This is a genomic window from Hymenobacter segetis (assembly GCF_038448715.1).
GTDB classification, from domain to species: domain Bacteria; phylum Bacteroidota; class Bacteroidia; order Cytophagales; family Hymenobacteraceae; genus Hymenobacter; species Hymenobacter segetis.
Map to the genome: position 1 here is coordinate 41,211 of NZ_JBCEVZ010000028.1, position 21,984 is coordinate 63,194.

General features: G+C 58.3%; 19 protein-coding genes and 1 tRNA gene. 9 read left to right on the forward strand and 11 right to left on the reverse strand.

All coding sequences use genetic code 11. The features are described from left to right. Window positions 1–53: 53 nt before the first annotated feature. Together AAFH49_RS12630 and AAFH49_RS12635 are read right to left on the reverse strand one after the other, a co-directional pair. Window positions 54–713 (reverse strand): hypothetical protein, encoded by a 660-nt coding sequence (locus AAFH49_RS12630; RefSeq protein ID WP_342298576.1) that lies wholly within the window; start codon window positions 711–713, stop codon window positions 54–56. Between the two features lie 33 nt (window positions 714–746). Continuing rightward, complete coding sequence (locus AAFH49_RS12635) at window positions 747–3,077, reverse strand: GH92 family glycosyl hydrolase (protein WP_342298578.1); 2,331 nt, start codon at window positions 3,075–3,077, stop codon at window positions 747–749. Window positions 3,078–3,123: 46 nt separating this feature from the next. Here AAFH49_RS12635 and AAFH49_RS12640 point away from each other — a divergent pair, with 46 nt between their 5' ends. Beyond that, a complete protein-coding gene (locus AAFH49_RS12640; RefSeq protein ID WP_342298579.1) occupies window positions 3,124–3,612 on the forward strand; it encodes an HNH endonuclease in 489 nt (162 codons plus the stop codon). 28 nt (window positions 3,613–3,640) lie between these two features. On the opposite strand, the gene AAFH49_RS12645 is transcribed toward AAFH49_RS12640, so the two are convergent. Both AAFH49_RS12645 and AAFH49_RS12650 read right to left on the reverse strand, forming a co-directional pair. After that, a tRNA-Arg gene (locus AAFH49_RS12645) sits at window positions 3,641–3,714 on the reverse strand. A gap of 55 nt (window positions 3,715–3,769) precedes the next feature. Beyond that, window positions 3,770–5,125, reverse strand: coding sequence for a Pycsar system effector family protein (locus AAFH49_RS12650; RefSeq protein WP_342298580.1), 1,356 nt, complete (start codon window positions 5,123–5,125; stop codon window positions 3,770–3,772). Window positions 5,126–5,334: 209 nt separating this feature from the next. On the opposite strand from AAFH49_RS12650, the gene AAFH49_RS12655 reads away from it, so the two are divergent. The 7 genes from AAFH49_RS12655 (at window position 5,335) to AAFH49_RS12685 (ending at window position 17,317) form a co-directional block, all read left to right on the forward strand. Further along, complete coding sequence (locus tag AAFH49_RS12655) at window positions 5,335–9,471, forward strand: metallophosphoesterase (protein ID WP_342298582.1); 4,137 nt, start codon at window positions 5,335–5,337, stop codon at window positions 9,469–9,471. 198 nt (window positions 9,472–9,669) lie between these two features. Next, window positions 9,670–10,968, forward strand: a complete 1,299-nt coding sequence (locus AAFH49_RS12660; RefSeq protein WP_342298583.1) for a M43 family zinc metalloprotease — start codon at window positions 9,670–9,672, stop codon at window positions 10,966–10,968. A gap of 290 nt (window positions 10,969–11,258) precedes the next feature. After that, window positions 11,259–13,274, forward strand: coding sequence for a GEVED domain-containing protein (locus tag AAFH49_RS12665; protein WP_342298585.1), 2,016 nt, complete (start codon window positions 11,259–11,261; stop codon window positions 13,272–13,274). 389 nt (window positions 13,275–13,663) lie between these two features. Further along, a complete protein-coding gene (locus AAFH49_RS12670; RefSeq protein ID WP_342298587.1) occupies window positions 13,664–14,350 on the forward strand; it encodes a hypothetical protein in 687 nt (228 codons plus the stop codon). A gap of 501 nt (window positions 14,351–14,851) precedes the next feature. Beyond that, window positions 14,852–15,160 (forward strand): hypothetical protein, encoded by a 309-nt coding sequence (locus AAFH49_RS12675; protein ID WP_342298589.1) that lies wholly within the window; start codon window positions 14,852–14,854, stop codon window positions 15,158–15,160. A 584-nt stretch (window positions 15,161–15,744) separates the two neighbouring features. Then, window positions 15,745–16,056, forward strand: a complete 312-nt coding sequence (locus AAFH49_RS12680) for a hypothetical protein (protein WP_342298590.1) — start codon at window positions 15,745–15,747, stop codon at window positions 16,054–16,056. A gap of 541 nt (window positions 16,057–16,597) precedes the next feature. Further along, window positions 16,598–17,317 carry a hypothetical protein gene (locus AAFH49_RS12685; RefSeq protein ID WP_342298591.1) on the forward strand — a complete coding sequence of 240 codons (720 nt, stop codon included), beginning with the start codon at window positions 16,598–16,600 and terminating at the stop codon, window positions 17,315–17,317. Window positions 17,318–17,388: 71 nt separating this feature from the next. Here the strand turns inward: AAFH49_RS12685 and AAFH49_RS12690 are convergent, their stop codons facing one another. The 5 genes from AAFH49_RS12690 to AAFH49_RS12710 form a co-directional block, all read right to left on the reverse strand. Then, a complete protein-coding gene (locus AAFH49_RS12690) occupies window positions 17,389–17,793 on the reverse strand; it encodes a hypothetical protein (RefSeq protein WP_342298592.1) in 405 nt (134 codons plus the stop codon). A gap of 144 nt (window positions 17,794–17,937) precedes the next feature. Then, window positions 17,938–18,267, reverse strand: a complete 330-nt coding sequence (locus AAFH49_RS12695; RefSeq protein WP_342298595.1) for a hypothetical protein — start codon at window positions 18,265–18,267, stop codon at window positions 17,938–17,940. Window positions 18,268–18,408: 141 nt separating this feature from the next. Further along, window positions 18,409–19,161, reverse strand: coding sequence for a hypothetical protein (locus AAFH49_RS12700; RefSeq protein WP_342298597.1), 753 nt, complete (start codon window positions 19,159–19,161; stop codon window positions 18,409–18,411). A gap of 570 nt (window positions 19,162–19,731) precedes the next feature. After that, the gene (locus AAFH49_RS12705; RefSeq protein WP_342298598.1) at window positions 19,732–20,169 is read right to left on the reverse strand and encodes a phage tail protein; all 438 of its coding nucleotides are present in this window, start codon (window positions 20,167–20,169) and stop codon (window positions 19,732–19,734) included. A gap of 12 nt (window positions 20,170–20,181) precedes the next feature. Continuing rightward, window positions 20,182–20,646 carry a phage tail protein gene (locus AAFH49_RS12710; protein ID WP_342298600.1) on the reverse strand — a complete coding sequence of 155 codons (465 nt, stop codon included), beginning with the start codon at window positions 20,644–20,646 and terminating at the stop codon, window positions 20,182–20,184. A gap of 168 nt (window positions 20,647–20,814) precedes the next feature. Between AAFH49_RS12710 and AAFH49_RS12715 the strand changes: the two genes are divergently transcribed. Further along, the gene (locus AAFH49_RS12715) at window positions 20,815–21,087 is read left to right on the forward strand and encodes a hypothetical protein (RefSeq protein ID WP_342298602.1); all 273 of its coding nucleotides are present in this window, start codon (window positions 20,815–20,817) and stop codon (window positions 21,085–21,087) included. Between the two features lie 51 nt (window positions 21,088–21,138). On the opposite strand, the gene AAFH49_RS12720 is transcribed toward AAFH49_RS12715, so the two are convergent. Both AAFH49_RS12720 and AAFH49_RS12725 read right to left on the reverse strand, forming a co-directional pair. Further along, complete coding sequence (locus tag AAFH49_RS12720) at window positions 21,139–21,600, reverse strand: hypothetical protein (RefSeq protein WP_342298604.1); 462 nt, start codon at window positions 21,598–21,600, stop codon at window positions 21,139–21,141. Window positions 21,601–21,641: 41 nt separating this feature from the next. After that, a partial coding sequence (locus AAFH49_RS12725; protein ID WP_342298605.1) for a DUF6348 family protein occupies window positions 21,642–21,984 on the reverse strand: 343 nt, incomplete at its 5' end.

Sequence of the window (21,984 nt, forward strand, 5' to 3'; positions counted from 1 at the left end):
CGCTTCCGGTTGGGGAGCGGGCGGCTTTTTTGCGTTTCAAGGCAGATAGATAATTACTTCTTCTTGGTAGCTGTATGAATGTTATTGGCATTAGTTAAACCTATAACATAAGACACTAGCCAATCTCTAAATTTAGAGTTGCTAAACAAAGGTATTAGCTTGATAAGGCTGCGAAAATACATGGCTCTTATCCTGCTAAAGATTGTGTGATTTCTATCATATATCTTTTTAAGTTCTGCTTGAGTAGAAATTTTGAGAAGGCCTTCACCAACGTTTATGGTGATTAATGGATATTCTGCTGCTCCTTCTGCGGTCAGAATTACTTCTCTCTCTAAATTCCAGCTAACAGCCTGCATGAATTTTATAATAGCATCAATTTGAATCTGTTTTTTAAATTCTCGGGGGTCAATATCAAACTCAATTTCATCTTGTAAGAAGAAATGGCAGTTAACAGTTATGCCTTCAATTGTGAATGAACTGGTCTTGCGGTCAAGCTCGCCTGATTCATCCACAAACATTCTTTTTATATAGTCTTTATCAATGCCGGGCCTAGTGTCTCCTTCTTCCAAAGGACCGAAATGCGGGTTGTAATTTTTATTGATAAAGTCAATTAATTGCATCCAAACATCAATATCCACTTCTTGAACATAAATATCTAACAAGCCGCCATCCGGCTCAAATATCCATTTGTGTTCTATCCATTGCTCAGTCATGGCTCAACTTAAGACTTGTAAGGGAAGTTAAATCTACTTCCGCGCCGGCCGCGCTCCCATCACAAACACTAGCCCGCCACCCTTCGCCACGTCCTGCTGCGCCAGAAACGGCTGTGTCAGCTTTTGCCCGTTGAGGGTGACTTGCTGCACGTAGACGTTTTTGGCGCTTTGGTTTTTGACCTGGATGGTGAAGGACTGGCCGTTTTCGAGGTGCAGCACGGCTCCGTGCACGAGGGGGCTGCCGAGGGCGTACTGGCCCGAACCGGGGGCGACGGGGTAGAAACCGAGGGCCGAGAAGAGGTACCAGGCGCTCATCTGGCCGCAGTCGTCGTTGCCGCCGAGGCCGTCGGGGGTGGGGTGGTACTGGCGGGCGAGGATGTTGCGGACCTGGGCCTGGGTTTTCCAGGGCTGGTCGGTGTAGTTGTAGAGGTAGGCGGCGTGGTGGGCGGGCTCGTTGCCGTGCACGTAGCCCCCGATGATGCCCTCGCGGGTGATGTCCTCGGTTTCGGCGAAGAACGAGTCGGGCAGGTGCATGGTGAAGAGCGAATCGAGGTGGGGCACGAAGCGGCGGTTGCCGCCCATGCGGGCAATGAGGCCGGCGGGGTCGTGGGGCACGGCGAGGGTGTAGTTCCAGGCGTTGCCCTCGATGAAGCCCTGGCCGTTGGTGCTCAGCACGTCGAATGTGGGGCGGAAGCTGCCGTCGGCCAGGCGCGGGCGCATGGCGTTGGCGCGCGGGTCGAACACGTTTTGCCAGTTGGTGGCGCGCTTGCTGAACTCCTGGTAGAGGTCGGCGTGGCCGAGTTTCTGGGCGAGCTGGGCGATGCACCAGTCGTCGTAGGCATATTCGAGGGTGTTCGATACAGAAGTGCCACTGCGCTCGTTGGGCACATAGCCGAGGTTGATATATTCGCCAAGGCCATCATACCAGCGGTGGCGGGCAGTAGTTACGCAAGCGGCCAAAGCGCGCTCGGCATCGTCAGCTGTTAGCTCACCGCCATTAATAACAGCATCAGCAATTACGGATACGCTGTGGTAGCCGCTCATGCACCAGTTCTCGTTGGCGTGGTGGCTCCACACGGGGAGCATGTGCTCGGGGCTCTGGTCGTAGTGAGCCAGCATGCTCTTCACCATGTCGGCGTTGCGCTTGGGCTGGATAAGGTTGAACAGCGGGTGCAGGGCCCGGAAGGTATCCCAGAGCGAGAAGGTGGTGTAATTGGTAAAGCCGTTTCTGGAATGAAACCCAGAGTAGCTGAATTGAGTCGTTTGGTCAAGGCCCCGATACTGCCCACGATTGGCATCTTCGTAAACAGTAGGGCTGAGGCAGGCGTGGTAGAGGGCCGTGTAGAAGTTCTCCTTATCGGCCCGGTTGGGCGTTTGGATGGTGATTTTGCTCAGCTCCTGCTGCCAGAGCTGCTGGCCGGCGCGGCGGGTCTGGTCGAAATTCCAGCCGGGCAGCTCGGCGCGCATGTTGGCCAGCGCCCCGGCTGCGCTTACGGACGAGAGCGCAAACTTGACCTTGATTTTCTCGCCCGCCACAGTATTGAAATCGAAGTAGAGGCGCAGCTGGCGGCCGGCCTGCTCGGGCCAGTTTTTGGTCTGGTCGAAGCGGCCCCAGAAGCCCCGGTACACTTCCTTGGGGTCGTACTTGCGGGCGCCATAGCTTTTGAAGGGCTTCGAGAACTGCATGGCGAAGTACTCGGTGCGGGTGCGGCCCCAGCCAGTGGTTTGGCGGTAGCCGGTCACGAGCGAGTCGTTTTCGATGCGCACGTAGCTCCACACGTTCTTGTCGGGGTAGTTGTAGATGCCGGCCATCATATCCAGAATGATGTGCGCCGGCTCAGTCCCCGGAAACGTGTACTGGTGGAAGCCCACGCGGGTGGTGGCCGTGAGCTCGGCGAGGATGTTGTGGTCGTCGAGCTTCACCCGGTAGTAAGCCGGCTCGGCCACCTCGTTCTGGTGCGAGAAGGCAGAGCGGTAGCCGCTCTGGGGCCGGTCGGCGGTGCCGGGGTTGAGCTGGAGCGGGCCGGTGGTGGGCATGAGCAGGAAGTCGCCCAAATCGGAGTGCCCCGTACCGCTGAAGTGCGTGTGGCTGAAGCCGACGATGGTGCGGTCGTCGTAGTTATACCCCGCGCAGTACTTGTAGATGTCGGGGTTGTACTTGCCGTTCAGCTCGTAGCTGATGGTGTCGGTATCGGGCGAGAGCTGTACCATGCCGAAGGGTACGGTGGCGCCGGGGTAGGTGTGGCCCATCTTCTGCGTGCCCACCATGGGGTGCGCGTATTGGACGAGGTTTTCGGGCTGGGTGGTTTTTTGGGCTTGAGCTGTAGTTGCGGTGAGCAACAGCAGGGGCAGGAGTTTCTTCATTGCGGCGGGGCAGGGAATGAAGCAGCAATATCCAGTAATTTGAGGCATGAATAATTGCCTGCACTGCGGCATTGCCACGGCGAACCCCAAATATTGCTCCCGGTCGCATGCGGCCATCCATACTAACCAACAGGCCCCCAAGCGGCAGCTGACGCGCAAATGCCAAGAGTGCGACACGCTGATTCCGGGCAGCCGGCAGTTTTGCGCGGTGCACGGCAAGCGCAAAGCTGACTACCGATTGCTAACGGTGGCACAGCTCAAAGCGAAAGACGCTATCAAGCATCCCAGCTATTACCGGGGCTACCTGAACAGTATCACCCGGCTGTTGAACGCGCACAGGCCACGCACTTGCCAGGCATACGGCTATGATAAACACGTTGAATATTGCCACATTCAGCCCATTAGCGCTTTCCCTGATTCCGTCATGGTGCAAGAGGTGTCAGGGCCAGAGAATATTCTGGTGCTTTGCCCGAACTGCCATTGGGAATACGACCACAGCCTTTCAGCAATAAACCCCGCACTACCCAGCCAGTGATAGGCTGATAGTGCGGGGTCTAACTAAGTGAGCCTGACAGGAATCCAACCTGTACTCTAGCCCTTAGGAGAGGCTTGCTTTATGCAGTTAAGCTACAGGCCCAGGTAATGGGATTCTTCTGCAAAGATAACCCAAGTCTGTGAACCTGTAGTCAGCCCTACATCTTATACAGCAGTGCGATGCCGAACGAGAGCGCCGTGAGAATCAGCCCGACCATGAAGATGGTGTAGCTGGTGCGCAGTAGGCGGTACTTGCGCGTCAGCACCTCGCCGAGGTAGTAGATGTCCGTCACCATGTTGGTGTAGAGCATGTCCTTCGTGCGCATCAACTCGCGCATACCGCCCTGGAAATTGTCGAGATTGAGCTTGGTAAACTGGCCGAAAAACAGCAGGTTGACGCGGCGATTAGTGGCGATTTCGGGGCTTTTCTTTAGCCAGGCGAAGCTGGTCACATCGGGCTGGGCCGAGAGAATGGCTGTAATAACCGACCCCAAGGCCGTCACCAGCAGAATGCTGATGGGAATGCCCAGCACGGGGTTGCCGCTCATCATAGGGCCGAGGGCGCCGGCCTTGCCCATTTTGGCTCCCAGGTAGGTGATGATGACCGACATGAGCACGGCGTTGAGCTGAATCATCATGCTGGCCTTTTTGTCGGCCATGTCGCTCAGCTTCATGTGGTTCGAATACATGGTGCGGAACATGGTTTCGATGCCCCGCTTGGGCTCGGCGAAGGTGTCGGACTTTTCCTTGGTCTTCTTCTTGTCCTTTTTCTCCTTCTTTTTGAGGTGGTCGCGCTGGTCCTCGATGTTCTTTTTCAGGGCCTTCTTATACCGCTCCTTGCCGGCTTCGGAAAGGTACTTGTGGGCCAGCATGAAGTTGAGCTGCAATTCCGTCCACTCGGGCGTGGTGTAGGTTTTGTTGAGCACCAGCTCCCACTCGGTGCGCAGCAGCTCGGCGCGAGAGCGGTAGTCGTCGCGCGCCAGGTTGCTCATATCTGCATCGGACAGGATTTTTTGCAGCTCCGTTTCGGGGGGCGAGTCGCGGTGCGTGGTTTTAATCAGGCCCTGAATTAATTCGATGCGGGCTTTGGGCAGGCCGTGCTCGGCGAGCCAGGCCCCGGCGCGTTCCATGCTGCGGAACTCGTGGCCGTCATACACATCGAGGTAGCCGGCATCGTGAAACCAAGCGGCCAGCAGCAGGTTCTCGGTGTCCTCGTCGCTGAGCTGGGCGGCGGGGGCCAGGGCGCGGCATTCCTTCACCACGGCCTCGGTGTGGCCGATGGTGTGGTAGGTGAGCTTGGCCGGCAGCTCCTTGGCAAACAGGTCGGTGATGTAGGCTTGCGCCTCTTTCACCAGCGGCGAGGCTTTGGCTTTGGGCGATTTATCGGCCTCGGCTTCCAGCGGCAGCTCGGTGGCGGGGGCCGCTTCAGGTGCGGCCGGAGCCGGATTTTCCACCGATGCAGCCGGTGCGGATGCCGCAGAAGTTTCGACGGATTCGGGGGTAATTTCTTTCATGATACGCGAAGCTACGGCCGGCGCATTGGGCTGGTCCGCCGGCTTTCAACGCGAAGCGCGGGCCGGAAGTTAAAAACCGGGCCAAACCGCACCGCCGTGCTTTGCGTAACGGGCGCTACAGCGCCGGCCCACAGCCGGGCGGGCGCGTTATTTCCGTATTTGCCCGGGCCCTGCGGCGTGGCCCATTCTTCGCCTCGTAAATTTATTTCATGCACCTACTTCGCCGCCTCTCTTTTCTGCTTGCCTGCTGCCTGCCGCTGCTGGTTTCTGCGCAGCCCGCCGCCCCTCAATCATCAAAAGAACTCAAAGAACCCAAAGAGCCGCGGGGCACTCAGCGGGAAGCGCCCGAGCCCGGCGAGTCGGACCAGAACCCGCACGTCAGCCGCCCCAACTACCGCCGGGCCGGCGTGAATTGGCAGAAGAACATTCCGCCCGATTCCAGCCGGATTCGCTACCGCGTGTTTCTGATTGGCGACGTGGGCAACCCCATTCCGAAGGCCAAGGGCGGCGAGCCCAGCCTGAACTACCTGCGCCAGCGCATTCTGCAGGCCGGCAAAAACAGCACCACCATCTTCCTGGGCGACAACGTGTACAACTTCGGCATGCCGCCGGAAGGGTCCTACGACCGCAAGTTTGCCGAGGAGCGCCTCACGGCCCAGCTCGATATTTTCCGGGGCTATGCGGGCGAGAAATACATGACGCCCGGCAACCACGACTGGATTCAGGGCGCGGCCGGCGGGCTGGAACAGGTGAACCGCGAGCAGGCCTTCGTGGAGCAATACATGCGCAAGGATTCGACGCAGTTTGCCTACACCGGCGACTTTTTCCTGCCCCGCGATGGCTGTCCCGGCCCGTTTGAGGTGCGCGTGCAGGATGACCTCGTGCTCATCGCCCTGAATTCGCAGTGGTTTCTGACCCCGGCTACCAACCGCCCTTTCGGCCTGAACGGGGCCTGCGGGGCCGACAACAATGACGACGTATTTGCGGCGCTGGAGGAAATTATTGCCCGCAACAAGGACAAGCACATCATGGTGTTTGCCCACCACCCGCTGTTTTCCGACGGCATTCACGGCGGCTATTTCACGCTGGCCGACCATATTTTCCCGCTCAGCATCGTGCTGAAATATGCGTTTGTGCCGCTGCCCATTATTGGCTCCATTTACCCGTTTGCGCGGAAATACGGCGGCATCAGCCAGGATATTCCGCACCCGCTCTACCAGGCTTACCGCAAGGGTTTGCTCGATATTTTTGCCAAATACCCGAACGTGGTGTACGCCGCCGGGCACGAGCACAACCTGCAATACTATACCGAAGGCAGCACGCACTTCATCACCAGCGGCTCGGGCTGCAAAACCCAGCACGTGAAGCCCGGCGATGGCGGCGGGGCGCTTTTTTCGGATAAGGAGAAGGGCTTTGCCGTGGTGAACTACTACGACGACGGCCAGGTGTGGACCGAATACTTCATTCCGGAGGGCAACGGCCAGTCGGCCCGCCGCGTGTTCCGCACGCCGATGTACGCCAAAACCACGGGCGCCATTGCCACCGCGCCCGCTCAGCCCATCTCCGAAACGGCCCTCATCACCACTAACGGCCTGCCCGGCGGCAAAAAGCTGCTCCAGACCGAAGAGGCCATCAAGCAGAAGAAAAAAGACAAGGAGAAGAAGAAGGAAAAGGAGGCCGCCGCCATTGCCAAAGCCCCGATTCCGACCAAGCGCCCCGACTTCCGCGACAGCTCGGTGACGGTGGCCATCAATGCGAACTACGACAAGCACGGGGCCTTCCACAACTGGCTGCTGGGCGAGCACTACCGCAAGGAGTGGGCCACGCCCGTGAAGCTCCGCACCCTGGACCTGGCCAACGACAAGGGCGGCCTGATGCCCTACAAAACCGGCGGCGGCAAGCAAACCGCTTCGCTGAAAGTGCGCAACGAGGAAGGCCACAACTTCACCCTGCGCGGCATCGACAAAGACCCCGCCGCCGTGCTGCCCGAGCAGCTGCGCACCGGCCTGGCCAAGGCCGTGCTGCAGGACCAGATTTCGGCCCAGCACCCGTTCGCCTCATTTGTGCTGCCGCCGCTGGGCACGGCGGCCGGCATTCTGCACACCAACCCCGTTCCCGTTTACATCCCGCAGGACCCGCTGCTGGGGCAGTACTACGCGCAGTTTGCCAACCTGCCCGCGGCGCTGGAGGAAGATTCCAAAGACAACCAGGACAACGTGGAAAGCCTCGGCTTCGCCAAAAACCTGGTGGGCACCGAGAAAATGCTGAGCCGCCTGCTTGACGACAACGACAACCAGGTAAACCAGAAAGCTTTTGCCCGCTCGCGCCTCTTCGATATGTGGATTGGCGACTGGGACCGCCACGAGGACCAGTGGCGCTGGAGCGAAATAAAGGACAAGGAAGGCGACCGCACCTTCACGGCCGTGCCCGAGGACCGCGACATTGCCTTCTTCAAGGGCGATGGCGTGCTGCCGTATTTGATTTCGCGCAAGTTTGCCATCCGCAATTTCCAGAACTTCGGCTACGACTACGCCGATTACAAGGGATTGAACCAGACCGGCATGAGCAACGACCGGGTGTTTATGAGCGCCGTGACCCGCGAAGACTGGATTAAGGAAGCCGAGTACATGAAAACCCACCTCACCGACGAGGTGATTGAGAAGGCTTTCCTGGAGAAGTGGCCCAAGCAAATCTATGACCTGCACGGCAAGGAAATCATCGCCAAGCTGAAAAGCCGCCGCGACCTGCTGCCCGACCTGGCCGGCAAGTACGCCGACGTGCTGGCCGAAATAGTGGAAGTGCGCGGCTCGAAGAAAAACGAGAAATTCACCGTGGAGCGCCTCAGCAACCGCAAAACCCATGTGGTGATGCAGAAGATTAACAAGGACGGCAAGCTGACCAAAATCCTCTACGACCGCACGTTTGATGATGATGTGACCGACGAGGTGCGCCTCTACGGCATCGCCGGCAAGGACGTGTACGATGTGAAAGGCGACGTGAACCGGGGCGTGAAGCTGCGCATCATCGCCGGCACGGGCCACGACTCCATCACTACCCGCGACCACGTGGGCGGCCTGCTCCACAAAACCCAGATTTACGACGCCGACACCGGCAACGTCATTGTGGCCAGCTCCGAGGCCCGCAAGCGCCTGGAGCCCGGCTACGAGGTGAGCCGCTACGACTACCCGCACCGCTTCGACCTGAAAGACTACCGCCTCGACTACCTGGGGCCGGCTCTGTACTTCGGCTACAACATTGATGACGGCATCCTGCTGGGCGGCGGCGTGACCTACCGCCACTACGGTTTCCGCCGCGAGCCGTACTCGTGGGAGCAGACCATCACGGCCAATTTTGCGCCGGCCCGCGATGCCTACAACATCCGCTATTCGGGCCATTTTACCCGCATCTTTAAGAAGACCGATTTGCACATCGCGGCGCAGTTCTACGGCCCGCAGCTGCTATATAACTTCTTCGGCATCGGCAACAACACCGCGAACCTGGCCACCGAGGACGAAACCCGCGGCGTGGTGACCAACCGCACCGTGAACAGCGCCTACCGCGTGCGCTTCGACCGCTTCACCATCGCGCCCACGTTTGAGCGCAAGATGTTCAGCTTCCTCAAGTTCGGCATCGGGCCGCAGTACGACCAGTTCCGCATCGAAAAGGAACCCATCGGCTCCATCATCAAAGACAGCCTGACCAACAAAGCCGGCGTGACCACCTACGAGAACCGCCGCTTTGGCGTGCGCTCCTCCGACTTCCAGACCAACCAGTACCTCGGCGGCCTGGTGTACCTGAATCTGGATGCCAGCTCTTCGGCTAAAAACCCCCGCATCGGTCTGCGCTGGAACAACGAGTACCAGTACAACTGGCAGCTCAACAGCGAAAGCCTGAGCTTCGGGCGCTTTACCTCAGAGGTGCGGGCCTACCTCACGCCCAATTTCCCTTTCCACCTCACGTATGCCGGCCGCATCGGCTACCAGCACAACTACGGCGACTACCGCTTCTACCAGGCCAATACGCTGGGCGGCACCACCAACCTGCGCGGCTACCGCCGCACGCGTTTCGCGGGCCGCACGGCCATCTATGCCAACTTCGAGCCGCGCCTGGAGCTGTTTTCCTTCAACGCCTACCTCTTCCCCGGCAAGTTTGGGGTGATGGGCCTGGCTGATATCGGCCGGGTATATTCCGACAACGACACCGGTACCTACACCGGCCTCAATGCCTTCCACAGCGGTTTTGGCGGCGGCATTTACGTCGATATCCTAAAGGCCGCCATCATCAACGCTACCTACTCGGTAGGGGAGGAGAAGCTGGTGTTTGTCGGGTTCGACTTCCTGTTCTAAGCCGAAGCCCGCCGCGTAAATTTAATAAGTTGCTTAACTGGCAATAGAAGCAGACTTTTCTGCATTCTATTGCCAGTTTTATTTGGTATTGGGTTGTGTTTCTAATGATTTGGTAATAAAAATGCGAAAACGTAACCTTTTTTTCTTAAATTGGTATCCCGATTCAACCATTTTTTTACCCTATTGCCCAACCACTACATGAACAAACTTTACTTCTCCGCGCTGGCCCTGTTGGCCAGCGCCGCTCCCGCCCTAGCCCAGGATGCCCAGCGCCTCGCGCCAGTCACCGGGATGGAAACCACTACCCCCATCACGCACCGCGCCTGCGGCACGATGGAAGTGCTGGCCGCCCAGCTCGCCGCCGACCCTGCCCAGGCCCAGCGCATGGCCCGCATCGAAGCCCAGACCCAACAGCTGCTGGCCAACCCAGCGCTGCAGCGCAGCACGGCCGGCACGGTCATCATCCCGGTGGTGGTGCACGTGCTCTACAACACGGCCGCCCAGAATATCTCCGACGCCCAGGTGCAGTCGCAGATTGCCGTGCTGAATGAGGACTACCAGAAGCTGAACGCCGACTACACCAAAACGCCCGGCATCTACGCCGGTCTGGTGGCCAACGTGAACGTGCAGTTTGTGCTGGCCAAGCGCACCCCCACCGGTGCGGCCACCACCGGCATCATTCACAAAGCCACCAAAACCTCGTCGTGGAGCACCAACGATGCCGTGAAGAACTCCAAGCGCGGCGGCGATGATGCCTGGGATGCCACCAAATACCTCAACCTGTGGGCCTGTAACCTCGGCCAGGGCCTGCTGGGCTACGCCCAGTTTCCCGGCGGCTCGGCCAGCACCGATGGCGTGGTGATTCTGTATTCGGCCTTCGGCAGCCGCGCCAAATATGCCGCCGGCACCTACACCAGCACCTACGACCTGGGCCGCACCGCCACCCACGAAGTGGGCCACTGGCTGAACCTGCGCCACATCTGGGGCGATGACTCCGGGGCCTGCACCGGCTCGGACCAGGTGGCCGATACCCCCAACCAGGGCGCTGAGAACTACGGCTGCCCGGCTTTCCCGCACGTGTCCTGCTCCAACTCGGGCGACATGAGCATGAACTACATGGACTACACCGACGATGCCTGCATGTACATGTTCTCGACTGGCCAGAGCCAGCGCATGAACGCGCTGTTTGCTGCCGGTGGGGCCCGCGTGGGCTTGCTCACGTCGCCGGGCGGCACTGCGCCGCGCACGCTGGCCACGTCTTCGGCCGCTTCCTTCTACCCCAACCCCGCCGCTGATGTGCTGACGCTGGACCTGCCACGCGGGGCCGATGCCGCCCGGTACGCCGTGCGCGTGTATGACCTGACGGGCCACGAAATGACCCAGGTGCGCTACGATGGCCGCGGCCAGATGCGCGTGAGCGACCTGCCCAAGGGCCTGTACTACGTCACCATCGGCACCGGGGCCGAGGTGAGCCGCCAGCGCTTCGAGAAGGAGTAGCCGCTTCCGGTTTTTGTTTGTGCGACGCCTTGCCCTTTGGGCAGGGCGTCGTTGTTTTTGCTGGGGACCAGTGCGGTTGATTAGCGGGTTAGTAGTGTGGAGATTAGAAAAATTTACAGTTGGGATGAGGGAAAAAAGCTAAAATTCCAGCTTAATTATCAAACTAATATATGAATAGTGTAAAACCTTAAAAATATTGCCATGAATGCCGGAATTTTGTGAATAACGTTGCAATATTTTCAATAGCTTGCCGGTCCAAAAACAATTTTCACCACCAAACCCCCATTTGAATGAAAGCAAATGTTTACGCTGCCGCGTTGGGCCTTCTGGGTCTTGCGCTCACTTCTAATTCGGCTAGTGCGCAGGCACCCGCCCCGCATCGTACCTGCGCTTCGGTTGAAGTGCTGGCCGCCCAGCTCGCCGCCGACCCCGGCCTGGCCCAGCGCATGGCTGCCATCAACAACCAGGCGGCGCAGTTTGCCAAAAGCAACCAGGCGACCAACGCTACGGCTGCCGTTACGCTGACCATTCCGGTGGTGGTACACGTGCTGTACAGCACGACTTCCGAGAATATTTCCGATGCCCAGATTCAGTCGCAGATTGACGTGCTGAACGAGGACTACCACAAGCTGAACGCCGACTATACCAAAACCCCCAGCGCCTTTGCCGGCCAGGTGGCCGACGTGGGCATCCAGTTCGTGCTGGCTAAGCGCGACCCCAGTGGCCTTGCCACCACGGGCATCGAGCGCAAGAGCAGCACCACCACCAGCTGGGGCACGGCCGATAAAATCAAGAGCACCAGCACGGGCGGCCTCAACGCCTGGAACTCCAGCCAGTACCTCAACCTGTGGGTGGGCACCATCGGCGGCGGCATTCTGGGCTATGCCCAGTTTCCCGGCGGCGCGGCCAGCACCGACGGCGTGGTGATTTCGCCCGTGTACTTCGGGCGCACCGGCACCGTGACTTCGCCCTACAACCTGGGCCGCACCGCCAGCCACGAAGTGGGCCACTGGCTGAACCTGAACCACATTTGGGGCGATGACTCCGGGGCCTGCACCGGCACCGACAACGTGAGCGATACCCCCAACCAGGGCGCTGAGAACTACGGCAAGCCCGTATTCCCGCACGTGTCGTGCTCGAACGGCCCGAACGGCGATATGTTCATGAACTACATGGACTACGTGGACGACAACGCCATGTTCATGTTCTCGACCGGCCAGAGCTCGCGCATGAACGCGCTGTTTGGCACCGGCGGCGCTCGCGTGAGCCTGCTCACCTCGATGGGCGGTGTAGCTCCTTCGGGCGGCACCTGCCCTACGCCGGCCAGCCTGGCGGCCAGCAGCCTCACCAATACCTCGGCCACGGTATCGTGGGCGGCGGCTACCGGCGCGGTTTCCTATAACCTGCAGTACCGCGTATCGGGGGCCACTACCTGGACCACGGTGAACCAGACGGCGACCAGCAAATCCCTCACCGGCCTCACCGCCGGCACTACCTACCAGTACCAGGTGCAGACGGTGTGCAGCGGCAGCAGCAGCGCCTACAGCGGCATTGCCAGCTTCACCACCACCGGCGGCACCGTTGCCTATTGCGCCAGCAAGGGCACCAGCGTGGCCTATGAGTACATCGACTACGTGGCCCTGGGCAGCATCAGCCGCACGTCGGGCGCCGATGCCGGCTACTACAACGGCACGGCCAGCAGCACCAGCCTCGCGGCCGGCTCGGCCCAGACCATCAGCTTCTCGGCGGGCTTCACGGGCTCGGCCTACTCGGAGTATGTGAAAGTGTACATCGACTACAACCAGAACGGCGTGTTTACCGATGCCGGTGAGCTGGTGGTGTCGGCGGCAGCCAGCACGGCTGCTACTACCCGCACGGGCTCGTTCACGGTGCCCACTACGGCCAAGAATGGCGCTACCCGCCTGCGCGTGGTGCTGAGCGACAACAGCGCCACCACTAGCTGCGGCAGCTACAGCTACGGCGAAACGGAGGACTACACGGTGAACATCACCGGCGGTGCCCGCCTCGACGGCACCACGGTGCGCACCAGCGGCACCACCGGCCTGGCCGACCAGTACACGCTGTACCCCAACCCGGCCACCAGCGTGCTGAGCATCGCTCGTCCGCTGAACATGGACCCCGAGCAGGCGTTCTCGGTGCGCGTGTACGACGTGCGCGGCACCGAAATCAAGGGCCTGTCCTTCGTGGATGGCCAGCTGAACGTGGCCTCGCTGCGCACCGGCATCTACACGCTGAGCGTGAGCGACGGCAGCAAAACCTCGCACCAGCGCTTCGTGAAGGAATAGTCTTTCTGAGCTCCTGAAAACAAAGAAGCCTCGGCCGGTTGGTCGGGGCTTTTTTGTGTGGGAGGAAGTGGCGATTAGCTCGGAGCCGCGCATCTGCTGCTCTGTATTGGGAATGTGCTGCTTTGTATTGAGAATATATTACTTGAGTCCGGGAATGTATTACTTGGTATTAGGAATATGCTACTTTAGGGTGATAATCCATTGCTTGGTATTGAGAATGTATTACTTCATATCAAGAATGTGCTAGTTGGGAGGATGAAATGCGTGCTTGTAATAAGGCGGCTGAAAAAGAGGGCGTTGAGCGACGGCACAGGGCGGAAAAATCCTTCTACATTAGGGCCGCCAGCTGAGATTGGCTGGTGTGTACTCATCTTTCCTTTTTACCCACAATGACCGACGCGGAAATCAACTACCAAGGCATGGCCCTGAACGTGCTCAAGCTGCTGCGCGACAGTAAACCGAGCTGGGAGAAGCTCTACAAAAAGATGCTGCCCGACTACACGGCCCTGGAAACGGCCCTGGCGGCCCTGGATGGCAAGGCCCAGCAGCGCAGCGGCATCAGCAGCAAAGGCTACACCGAAGCCCACGACGTGGCCGAAACGGCGGCGCTCGACGCGGCGATGCCGGTGGTGCAGGGCCTGAAGGCGCTGTATCAGGACGGCGGCCACCCGGCGCTGGCCAAGGCGGCCGGCTACACCCGCTCGGACATCGACAAGCTGCGCGGCCTCACCCAGGTGGCGGCCCTGGAAGACCTGTACACCACCGCCCAGCCTCTGGCCAATGAGCTGGCCGACGAACTGGTGGATGCGGCCCTGCTCCAGGCCCTGCACGACCGCACCGTGGACTACAAGCTCCTGGTAGGGGCCGCCCGCCAGCAGATAACCGGCGGCAGCGTGCTGCGCGAAGCCGCGGTGCTGCACCTGGGCGAGGCCCGGGCCGCCATCAATAAACTGGACGTGCGGGTGCCCAACCTGAAAAGCGCCCTCCCGGAGCTGGTGACCCAGTACGAGAAGGCCCGCGTTATCGTGGACGCGGGCAAGGGCGGCAAAACCAGCGATACGAAAAAAGCAGCGTAGCAGCGCCGGGTTGAGAAACGAAGAAGCCCCGGCTGCGTGAGCGGCCGGGGCTTCGTGCGTGAACGAGCGGCTGCGCGTAAGAAAGGGCAAGAACGATGGCTGGCATCTGTCATCGCCAGCGCCGCTGCTATCCTGACGATGGGGGCCAAGCCGATGATTTTTGACAAGGATGCCGCTGATAAAGCAGCTAAAAAACGGCTCGGAAAACCTGTGTTTCCGGGCCGTTTGGGTATTCTAAAAACGCTCCAGAATACGTCCGTTTGTTGGAGGGCAAGAGTTCACGAAACTCATCCCAATTCAGTGTTTCGTAAACTTTGATTCGTGAACGGGTTTCTTAAACTCCATCTATGACGCAAGGCTATTTTTGCATCTCTGTGGACGAGACTAAAGAGTAGTTCAAGCAAAGGAGCGTTACTTTAGGTTTGTCTGCCTATGCTTAGCCTTTCCCTCATAGCCCGTTATTTTCAAGGTGAACTTCCCGCTTCCACCATTGCTGCGGCCGTGGGAACAGTGCCGACGGCACCGCTGGGGGGAAGCATCCCCATCTACCTGCACGAAGACCAACCGCTAGCCGTGACAGCCGCTGATGTCCGGATGCTGTTGCACGCCTATTTAACGGGTGACTTAAGCGTGAGCATCGTGGGCTACGTGGCCGATGCGCTGGGCTTGAGCAATCACGTCGAGTTTGTCCCCTTGGAAGTTCAGGACGTGTTGGAGTGCACCACTGACCCAGAAGTAAACGGCCCGCTCAACGAGACAATGGCGTGGGCCTTGCTCAAGGATTTGGCAGGCTTACCTCCCCAGGCTTGAACTTCACCTAATTCAGTTCACAAAAACGGTGGCAAGGTAAACGCAGCAATTCAGTTTAAGGAGCGTTCTTGCCGCTTTTACTCCCCCACCCACTCTTCAAGGGACATGACAACAGCTGAGCGACAAGCACTAGCGAAAGGGCGCATCATATGGCGAGGTGACCTCTCGGACGATTGTTCCGCCAATTGGGCGGGGCTGTTGCTGCGGGCCGAATGGATGGAGAAAAAGTCGTGGTGGTGGTGCGTTTACGACATGCAAGACGATAAGGAAGTGCAGATTGATAGTTCCAACCATTACAGCAGCCGCTGCATTGGCGGGATAGCCGCACGAGCCAACGCTGTAAATGCTGCCCGGAAGTACTTGCTCGAATTAGGCTGCGTCCTGAAAGCGCCACCAAAACGGATGAGAATCACCCTCAGACGAACGGGCCGAATCAAATAAGGGAATGGGCGCCCTGTCGTTCACTTGAACGGTCCCAAGGTAAACGAGGCACGTTCAAAGAAAGAAGGGGTTATCTGCACCAATTCCAATACCCTTTCTTGCGTTCCTTTACGCCCATCCCTCAAAGCTCGTCCATCGGTCCCATGAACAAGAAAGTCGGCTGGAGCCTCACCTTGGGTGCTTTGGCCCTGCTCGTGGCCCGCGGCTTGCGACAAGAAATCGGCAACTACCACGCCGGCACAAACGGCGTCTGCGTCAAGGCGCGGGCATACACCCTTTCCTTTCGGAGCACCGAATTTATCGTGGAGGTGGATTACCGCTACCGGGGAAAGCGATATTCAGGCACGGTGACGTGCCTGACGCGAATCAGGAGCGACTCGTGCTACATCAAAATCGACCCGCAACACCCGGACTACGTAGCGTATGCCCCAGATTGCATGGCGCAGAACGATTAAGCAGCTCATTCAACGAAAACGTCAATACTCCATCCAGTCTATGGTCATTGTAAGAATCGTTTCCCTGCTTCCACTGCTCACCTTAATCATCACAAGCGGATGTGATTATTGCAGCTCTTCCATCAAGCGTGAGCCGTTCAAGGGCATCGTAATCGACAAACATATCGAGCGTCAAAGTCGAAATACGCACACGGTTGTCGTCCTCAACAAGAACAAGACATCTTATATTTTCACGCACTATAGTGATACAATCAACTTCTATAGCAAAATCGCTATTGGCGATTCGATAGTGAAAAAGGCCAATTCAACTACTTTTAGGATTAAGCATGGTCGAACCGGCCATTTGTATGAATTCAGTTGCGACTAGTGATTCGTAAACATCACTAAAGGGAGACATCGCTAGTTGCTCAAAGCTACATTCACGGCGTCCGGATGGGCGTTTAGGCAAACGGTCCCAATCGCAAAGGAGGGTTACGTTGGGGTGCTCAGGCGCTACTTTTGGAGCCGTGCGTTTGGGATGCTTTCCCCTTTAACTGTTCGTATGAAAGGTGTTTTCTTTCTTTTGTTCTTCGTGCTCACCGGTTCGTTCGCGGGTTGCACTTCCGCAACCGAATCCAAGGGCGTGGACGAAGTGCTGGCGTTCTACGGGGGCCAAGTCGTGTACGCGAAAGGAATGTCATCTTCCACCGAAGACAAAGTGCAAGGCAAGTTTTACGAACTCAAGCTTAGCGGTGCCGCTGATAAAATCCAGCAACACTTTGCCACCTTTGACCTGCCTGCGTCCAACTGCGCGTACTTGTTTTTTCATGCTCTTTCACCAGCCGAAAAGAAGAATTACGCCTTCATCCGAATCAACATTGAAGCAACGGGCGGCAGCAACACCCACGAGTTTGCCACCCAAGACTTGGCGCGGGTTGAACAAGCCATGTCATTAGTCGCTCCTGCCGTGGACGACCTGCGCGCGGGGGAGTATGACCGGTTTTTGACCCGTGGCAACCCGCTCGCCGCGTCCCCACAGGAGTGGCAAAAGACCAAACCAACACTAGTCGCCGTCGGCCGCCAATACGGTCCAGTGAAGGCGTTTAGTTTGCAGGGCTTTGAAACGATGCAGCGCAATTTGGACGACGGCACCCACCAATTAGTTAGGCTAGCGGGGGTGTTGGTCCGAGGAGGACAGAATACCGATTTCACCTTTGTAGTAGAACCCTCTGCATCTGCTCAAAGCAAGTACCTGTACGGCTTTAGCTTCTCGAAGGAGTAAGCAGATAGCGATACTCCTTCTCACCCGTTCACTTTAACGGTACTCAACATTAATCTCTTGCAACAAATGGACTATCTTGGCTGGGGTACGGGGGACGGGCGAGGCGTCCGAAAAAGGAGAATCAGCGCCCACACTTGCGAGGCATAGTTTACCCCGTTGCTTAAAGCGAACAGCCAATCGGTGCGCAACTGGTGCATCACCCGCTCGGGATGGTAGGTCAGGGTTAGCGCCACGCTAGTCACAAAAAGGATGAGCAGCAAGACCCGCGCCCATCGCTGCCCCAGCCGAATGGCGTAGTACCAGCCCAGCATCAATAAGCCAGCGCCAACCAACACCCAAGGGCTCAACGGGTGCGCCACGGCCGGCTGTGGATAGAACTGTTTGCTCAGCAACCAGCAGACCGTGGACAAGGCCAAGCCCGCAAACAGAATATTAGAAGCCAGGACGTAAGGATTGCGTTGCGGGTCAGGTTGCATCGAAGGGCGCGGGGAAGGGGACTGCGGAGCGTCAAGCTACGAAAAACCCCAGCTCACTGTATGAGGGTGGGCGAAATGAGTCCTCAAGTATCTGTTCAGCCAAACGGTCGTGGCGTAAACGCGCTTCGTAAATCGAAACGAGCTTTATTCTGACCTCTGCTTATTCAGGCGGTTTTGGCGGAAACGAGCGAGTTGTTTAGGGGTTGGCGTTATCGGGTAAGGCATACCCTCAAGGATTTTCTCGAGTTCGTCCATGTCTTCTCCTTCCGCCAGTTCTGTGTTGTATTTACTGAAAAGCATCCCACGCACTTTAGCCGCCTCGTTCACCAATTTGGGCTTAAACAGGTACAATAGTGCCCAAGCTAGGTCTTCGTCATTGTCGGAGTAATGCCGCCCAAGACTTCCTAAACTCACGACGAGCTTTTCCATAAAGGCCACTGCTTGCAATGCCTCCTCTTCTGTCAGTTCTCTCATTGAAGAGCGATTTTACGCGATACTAAGGGCGTTCAGCCAAACGGTCGTGGCTGTTGCAGAACTTCTGGTCCGTCTTTGCTCCCTATTCCCAGCGGATACCACTTACCTTTTGGACCTAACTTTTAACCAAGGCCGTTCGCACTAATTATTCAGCAAATAGGCGATGCCAAAGCGCACGGTTTGCCCAAATGACTGGCGGGCGGGGCCACCCACCAGGCTTGCCTGCGCGCTGATGAGCCCCAGCGAGTAGCTGGCGTTAAGGCCTGTGCGGCCGTGCCAGGCGATGAGGTCGGCCCGCAGGCGGCCATCTACCCCCGCGGACGAGCGCTGGGCGTCGGTGGTCCAGCGGTAGCCGTTGTTGAAGGTGCCCTGGCCGTGCTCGCGGCTGGCCAGCACAGCCGCCAGCTCGGGGCCGGCCAGCGCGTCGAGGTGCAGGGTGCCCGCTTGGAAGCGGTGGCCGTAGCCCACGAACAGGCTGATGTTGTGCGAGTGCAGGTAGGTGCGGCCGTCGGCGGCGTAGCGCTGGTAGCTGCCCTGCTGCGTGCGCGCCGACCAGTCCACGTTGCTGACGCTGGTGATGTCGGTGCCCACGCGCTGCCAGTCGTAGCCCAGGTCGTAGGCCCAGAGCTGGCCCCGCTCGCCCACGCGCAGCACCCGCAAGCCCAAGCCCAGGCCCAGGCCGGCCCGGGTGCCGTAGGGCGTGTTGGTGTAAGCGTCGCCGAAGTACAAGCCGTCCTGCGAGTGGCGGTTGATGAAGGAGGTGGGGGCCGCGTCGGGGCCGCCGTACCAAGAGAGGTTGGCGCCAGCGCGTTCCACCACTTCGGTGTGCTGGGCGTGGGCCGGGTGGGCTAGCAGCAGGGCCGCGAGGGGCAGCGGGTAGAAATGTTTTTTCATCTGAAAACGGGAAGCGGAAACGGTAGCGGCTAACCGCCTAGCCGGGGCCGGCCAGTGGTTGTACCGCGGGGCCGGTAGCTGAAGCGAAGGCAGGAGGCGTGGGTTAGCGGCTCATTCCAGCCGGCCTGACTGGGTGAAACAAAGTAGCTCGTTTTGGGCAAAGCGTTGCACCTGCGGTTGATTCAGCGTGGCGCGATACTCCACCAGCCCTGCTGGGGCCGTAGCGTCCGGCGCCACGCGGTGCGGCTGAAAATACGCTGGTAAGCTGACCGGGTAGTACCGGGCTGTCCGGTACACGGAAGCTTGCTGCTGGCTTTGCGTGGCAGCGAACAAGTCTTTACCCCCGTCATCGCGGCAGCGCAGGTTGGTCGCGTTGCGCTAGGTAGTTGAATAAAACGCACGGGCGGTGGCAAACGCCGTCAGCGTAACCTGCTTGAGAAAAGCATCGGCGTTCAACCAAACGGTCGTAGCTATTGTAGAAGCAGACGGTTGGTCTGCGCTCTCTTAGACCTATGCAAGTTCACAAGGTGCTGCGGGCCAAACACCTATTTCTGCAATAGCCACGTCTGGTTAAGCGACGCGATGAAACTCAGCATAGGCAAACTCTAGGGTTTCAATGGCAAGGGCATTTTCTTGGGACTTGAAATCCGACATCGACCACTTCACGGGCCACGCTTCCCGGAAATGCCAGGTGGCCAATGGCACGTTCTGGCCGTTGAGCAGGCTCAGCAGCACATCGGTGCATTTAATGGGCTTCGAGAAATCGGTGTTTATCGAAGCCTCAACCCAAGTGGTTAGCGGGGAGTTGAAGCTCACGAACCCGCGCCGCAGCACCAGGTTGCCGTACTTGGTGCCCTTGGGCATGCGGTGCTTATAAGCCTGTCCGCCTTCCTGAATTTCCTCGATTTCCAGTTCCGCCGCCAGCCCCGTAGCCTCCTGAAAGGCGTTGTCGGCCGGGGTGAATATGGCGCCGAATTGAAGCTGGAAATAAAAGCTGCCTGGGCTCATGTAGCGTCGCGATTAACCGTTGGCGATGGTCAGCGTTTCGTAAGCCAGCTCCAGGGTTTCGATGACCGCCTCGTTGCCGTCCGACTTCAAGTCCGTGCCCGTAATCTTGGTCGGCCAAGCGTTGTTCAGCGTCCAGGTCATGGTGGGTTTCCCCGACTCGTCGAATAGCTTGATGACCACCGTCGTCCGTTTGATGGTGTTCATCTTGATGGTGTTATACCAGGTCCAGAACTTGTTGTCCTTCACAAAGATGCCCTTCTTGAGCGTCACGTTGCCGACTTTCTGCAAGCCGGGCATCTTGATGGTTGAGAAGTTCGTGCTGTTGCCGTGCCGGTACTCGATAACCTGCGTTTCGGTATCGAGGCCGGTCACCTCGTTGAAGTAGTTGCCTACGCCGCCGCCCAAGCCATCGACCTGGAAATAGAATTTGGCTAAGGGCCAGATGGTTTGGCTTTGGGCGCTGCTATCGTCTGCCATAAGTGAAAGGAGCGTTGATGGTAAGACGCAATTTCTTTTCTACCGCAATATACCCTGCAGAAACGCATCCTGATTCCGCCGTATTGGACAAGTAAATCGGCACAGTAGTTTACGAAAACGGTCCGAATGGCAGAGGAGTATATTCGCGTGCTCACTCATGCTGCTCCAATGCTCCTCTATTCTATTGCGGAAGTACGCTTCAGGGAAAGAATCATACGGTACATCAAAGCGCGCAAAGGAACCTCTTTTCAGCAACTCCTTGACCTACGGCAGTCCCTGCAGCAAGCCAACCCTGCGCTGATAGTGGTCGCGCTAGCCGGCGAGCATCATTTTGGCGGCGCTTCCACAGCAGTGGACGATGACTTGTTGACCGAGTATTTTCAAACCCGTGAGTTCGTCAATGAACGGCTTGTTTGGACGAAAGAAGTTTACGCGGGCTAAACGGTCTGTTCAGGGAAAGGAGCGTATTCTTCATACCCCAACAGTCCTGCTCTATGGAGCCTGCGGCTTTTGCTCTACAGTTAGTAAGAGCACATCCACATCAACAGACTTGCAGTATGCGGTAGCTATTACGGTTTCACCGCTCCAATACATGGTATCGTTACGCACGGTCTCGGGACCAAATCGGCGGTGTAGTTCCTTTAAAACAGCGGGTATGCCCTGACCAACAGCAGATGCGCTGACCTTGTGCAGTTTCCCTTTTTTGTAGTCCCAGTATATGGCGAAACCTAAGCTGTCTGCAAGGTTGAAGCTTCCGTCGGTTCTGCGGAGAGTATGCTGAATAAATGTCGTCTCATCCCCATGTGCAGAATACACGGTTGCGTTCGTTAGCAAAGCGGGTGAGCTGCCGAAGGGGACTCCACCAAACCCACTTTCTCTGTCTAGCTGCGCTGGAGTGCCTAAATCTGAATTACAGCCAGCCAGTAGAGCCGTCCAATAAAGAAGTTTCTTCATCTCCTTGGTTTAAGTAAACGGTGCACTGAGTAGGCAACGGCTTACCCACAACGCCGGAATAATAGAAACTGCTTCTTGCCCGCAAATTGCGCCTGCCAGGGCCACGTGGCGGCATCGGCTTGTAAAAGGGGCAGGGCGGCCTCCCACGGCGCGTTGTCGCGCAGGCATTCGCCGATGAAGTCCCCGTTGGGCTGCCGGCTCTGGTAGACTTTGACCCAATGAAAGGGCCGGTGCAGGGGCAGGGCCTGCACCAGCGGGGCCAGCAGCTGCACGAAGTGGTCCGGGTCTAGGTCCGCCACCCCGGTCCACGCCCCTTGCACCTGCAGCGGTCCCGCGACCGGGTGCCAGCGCGTGCCTTCCGGGAGGGCGACCCAGTCCAAGACC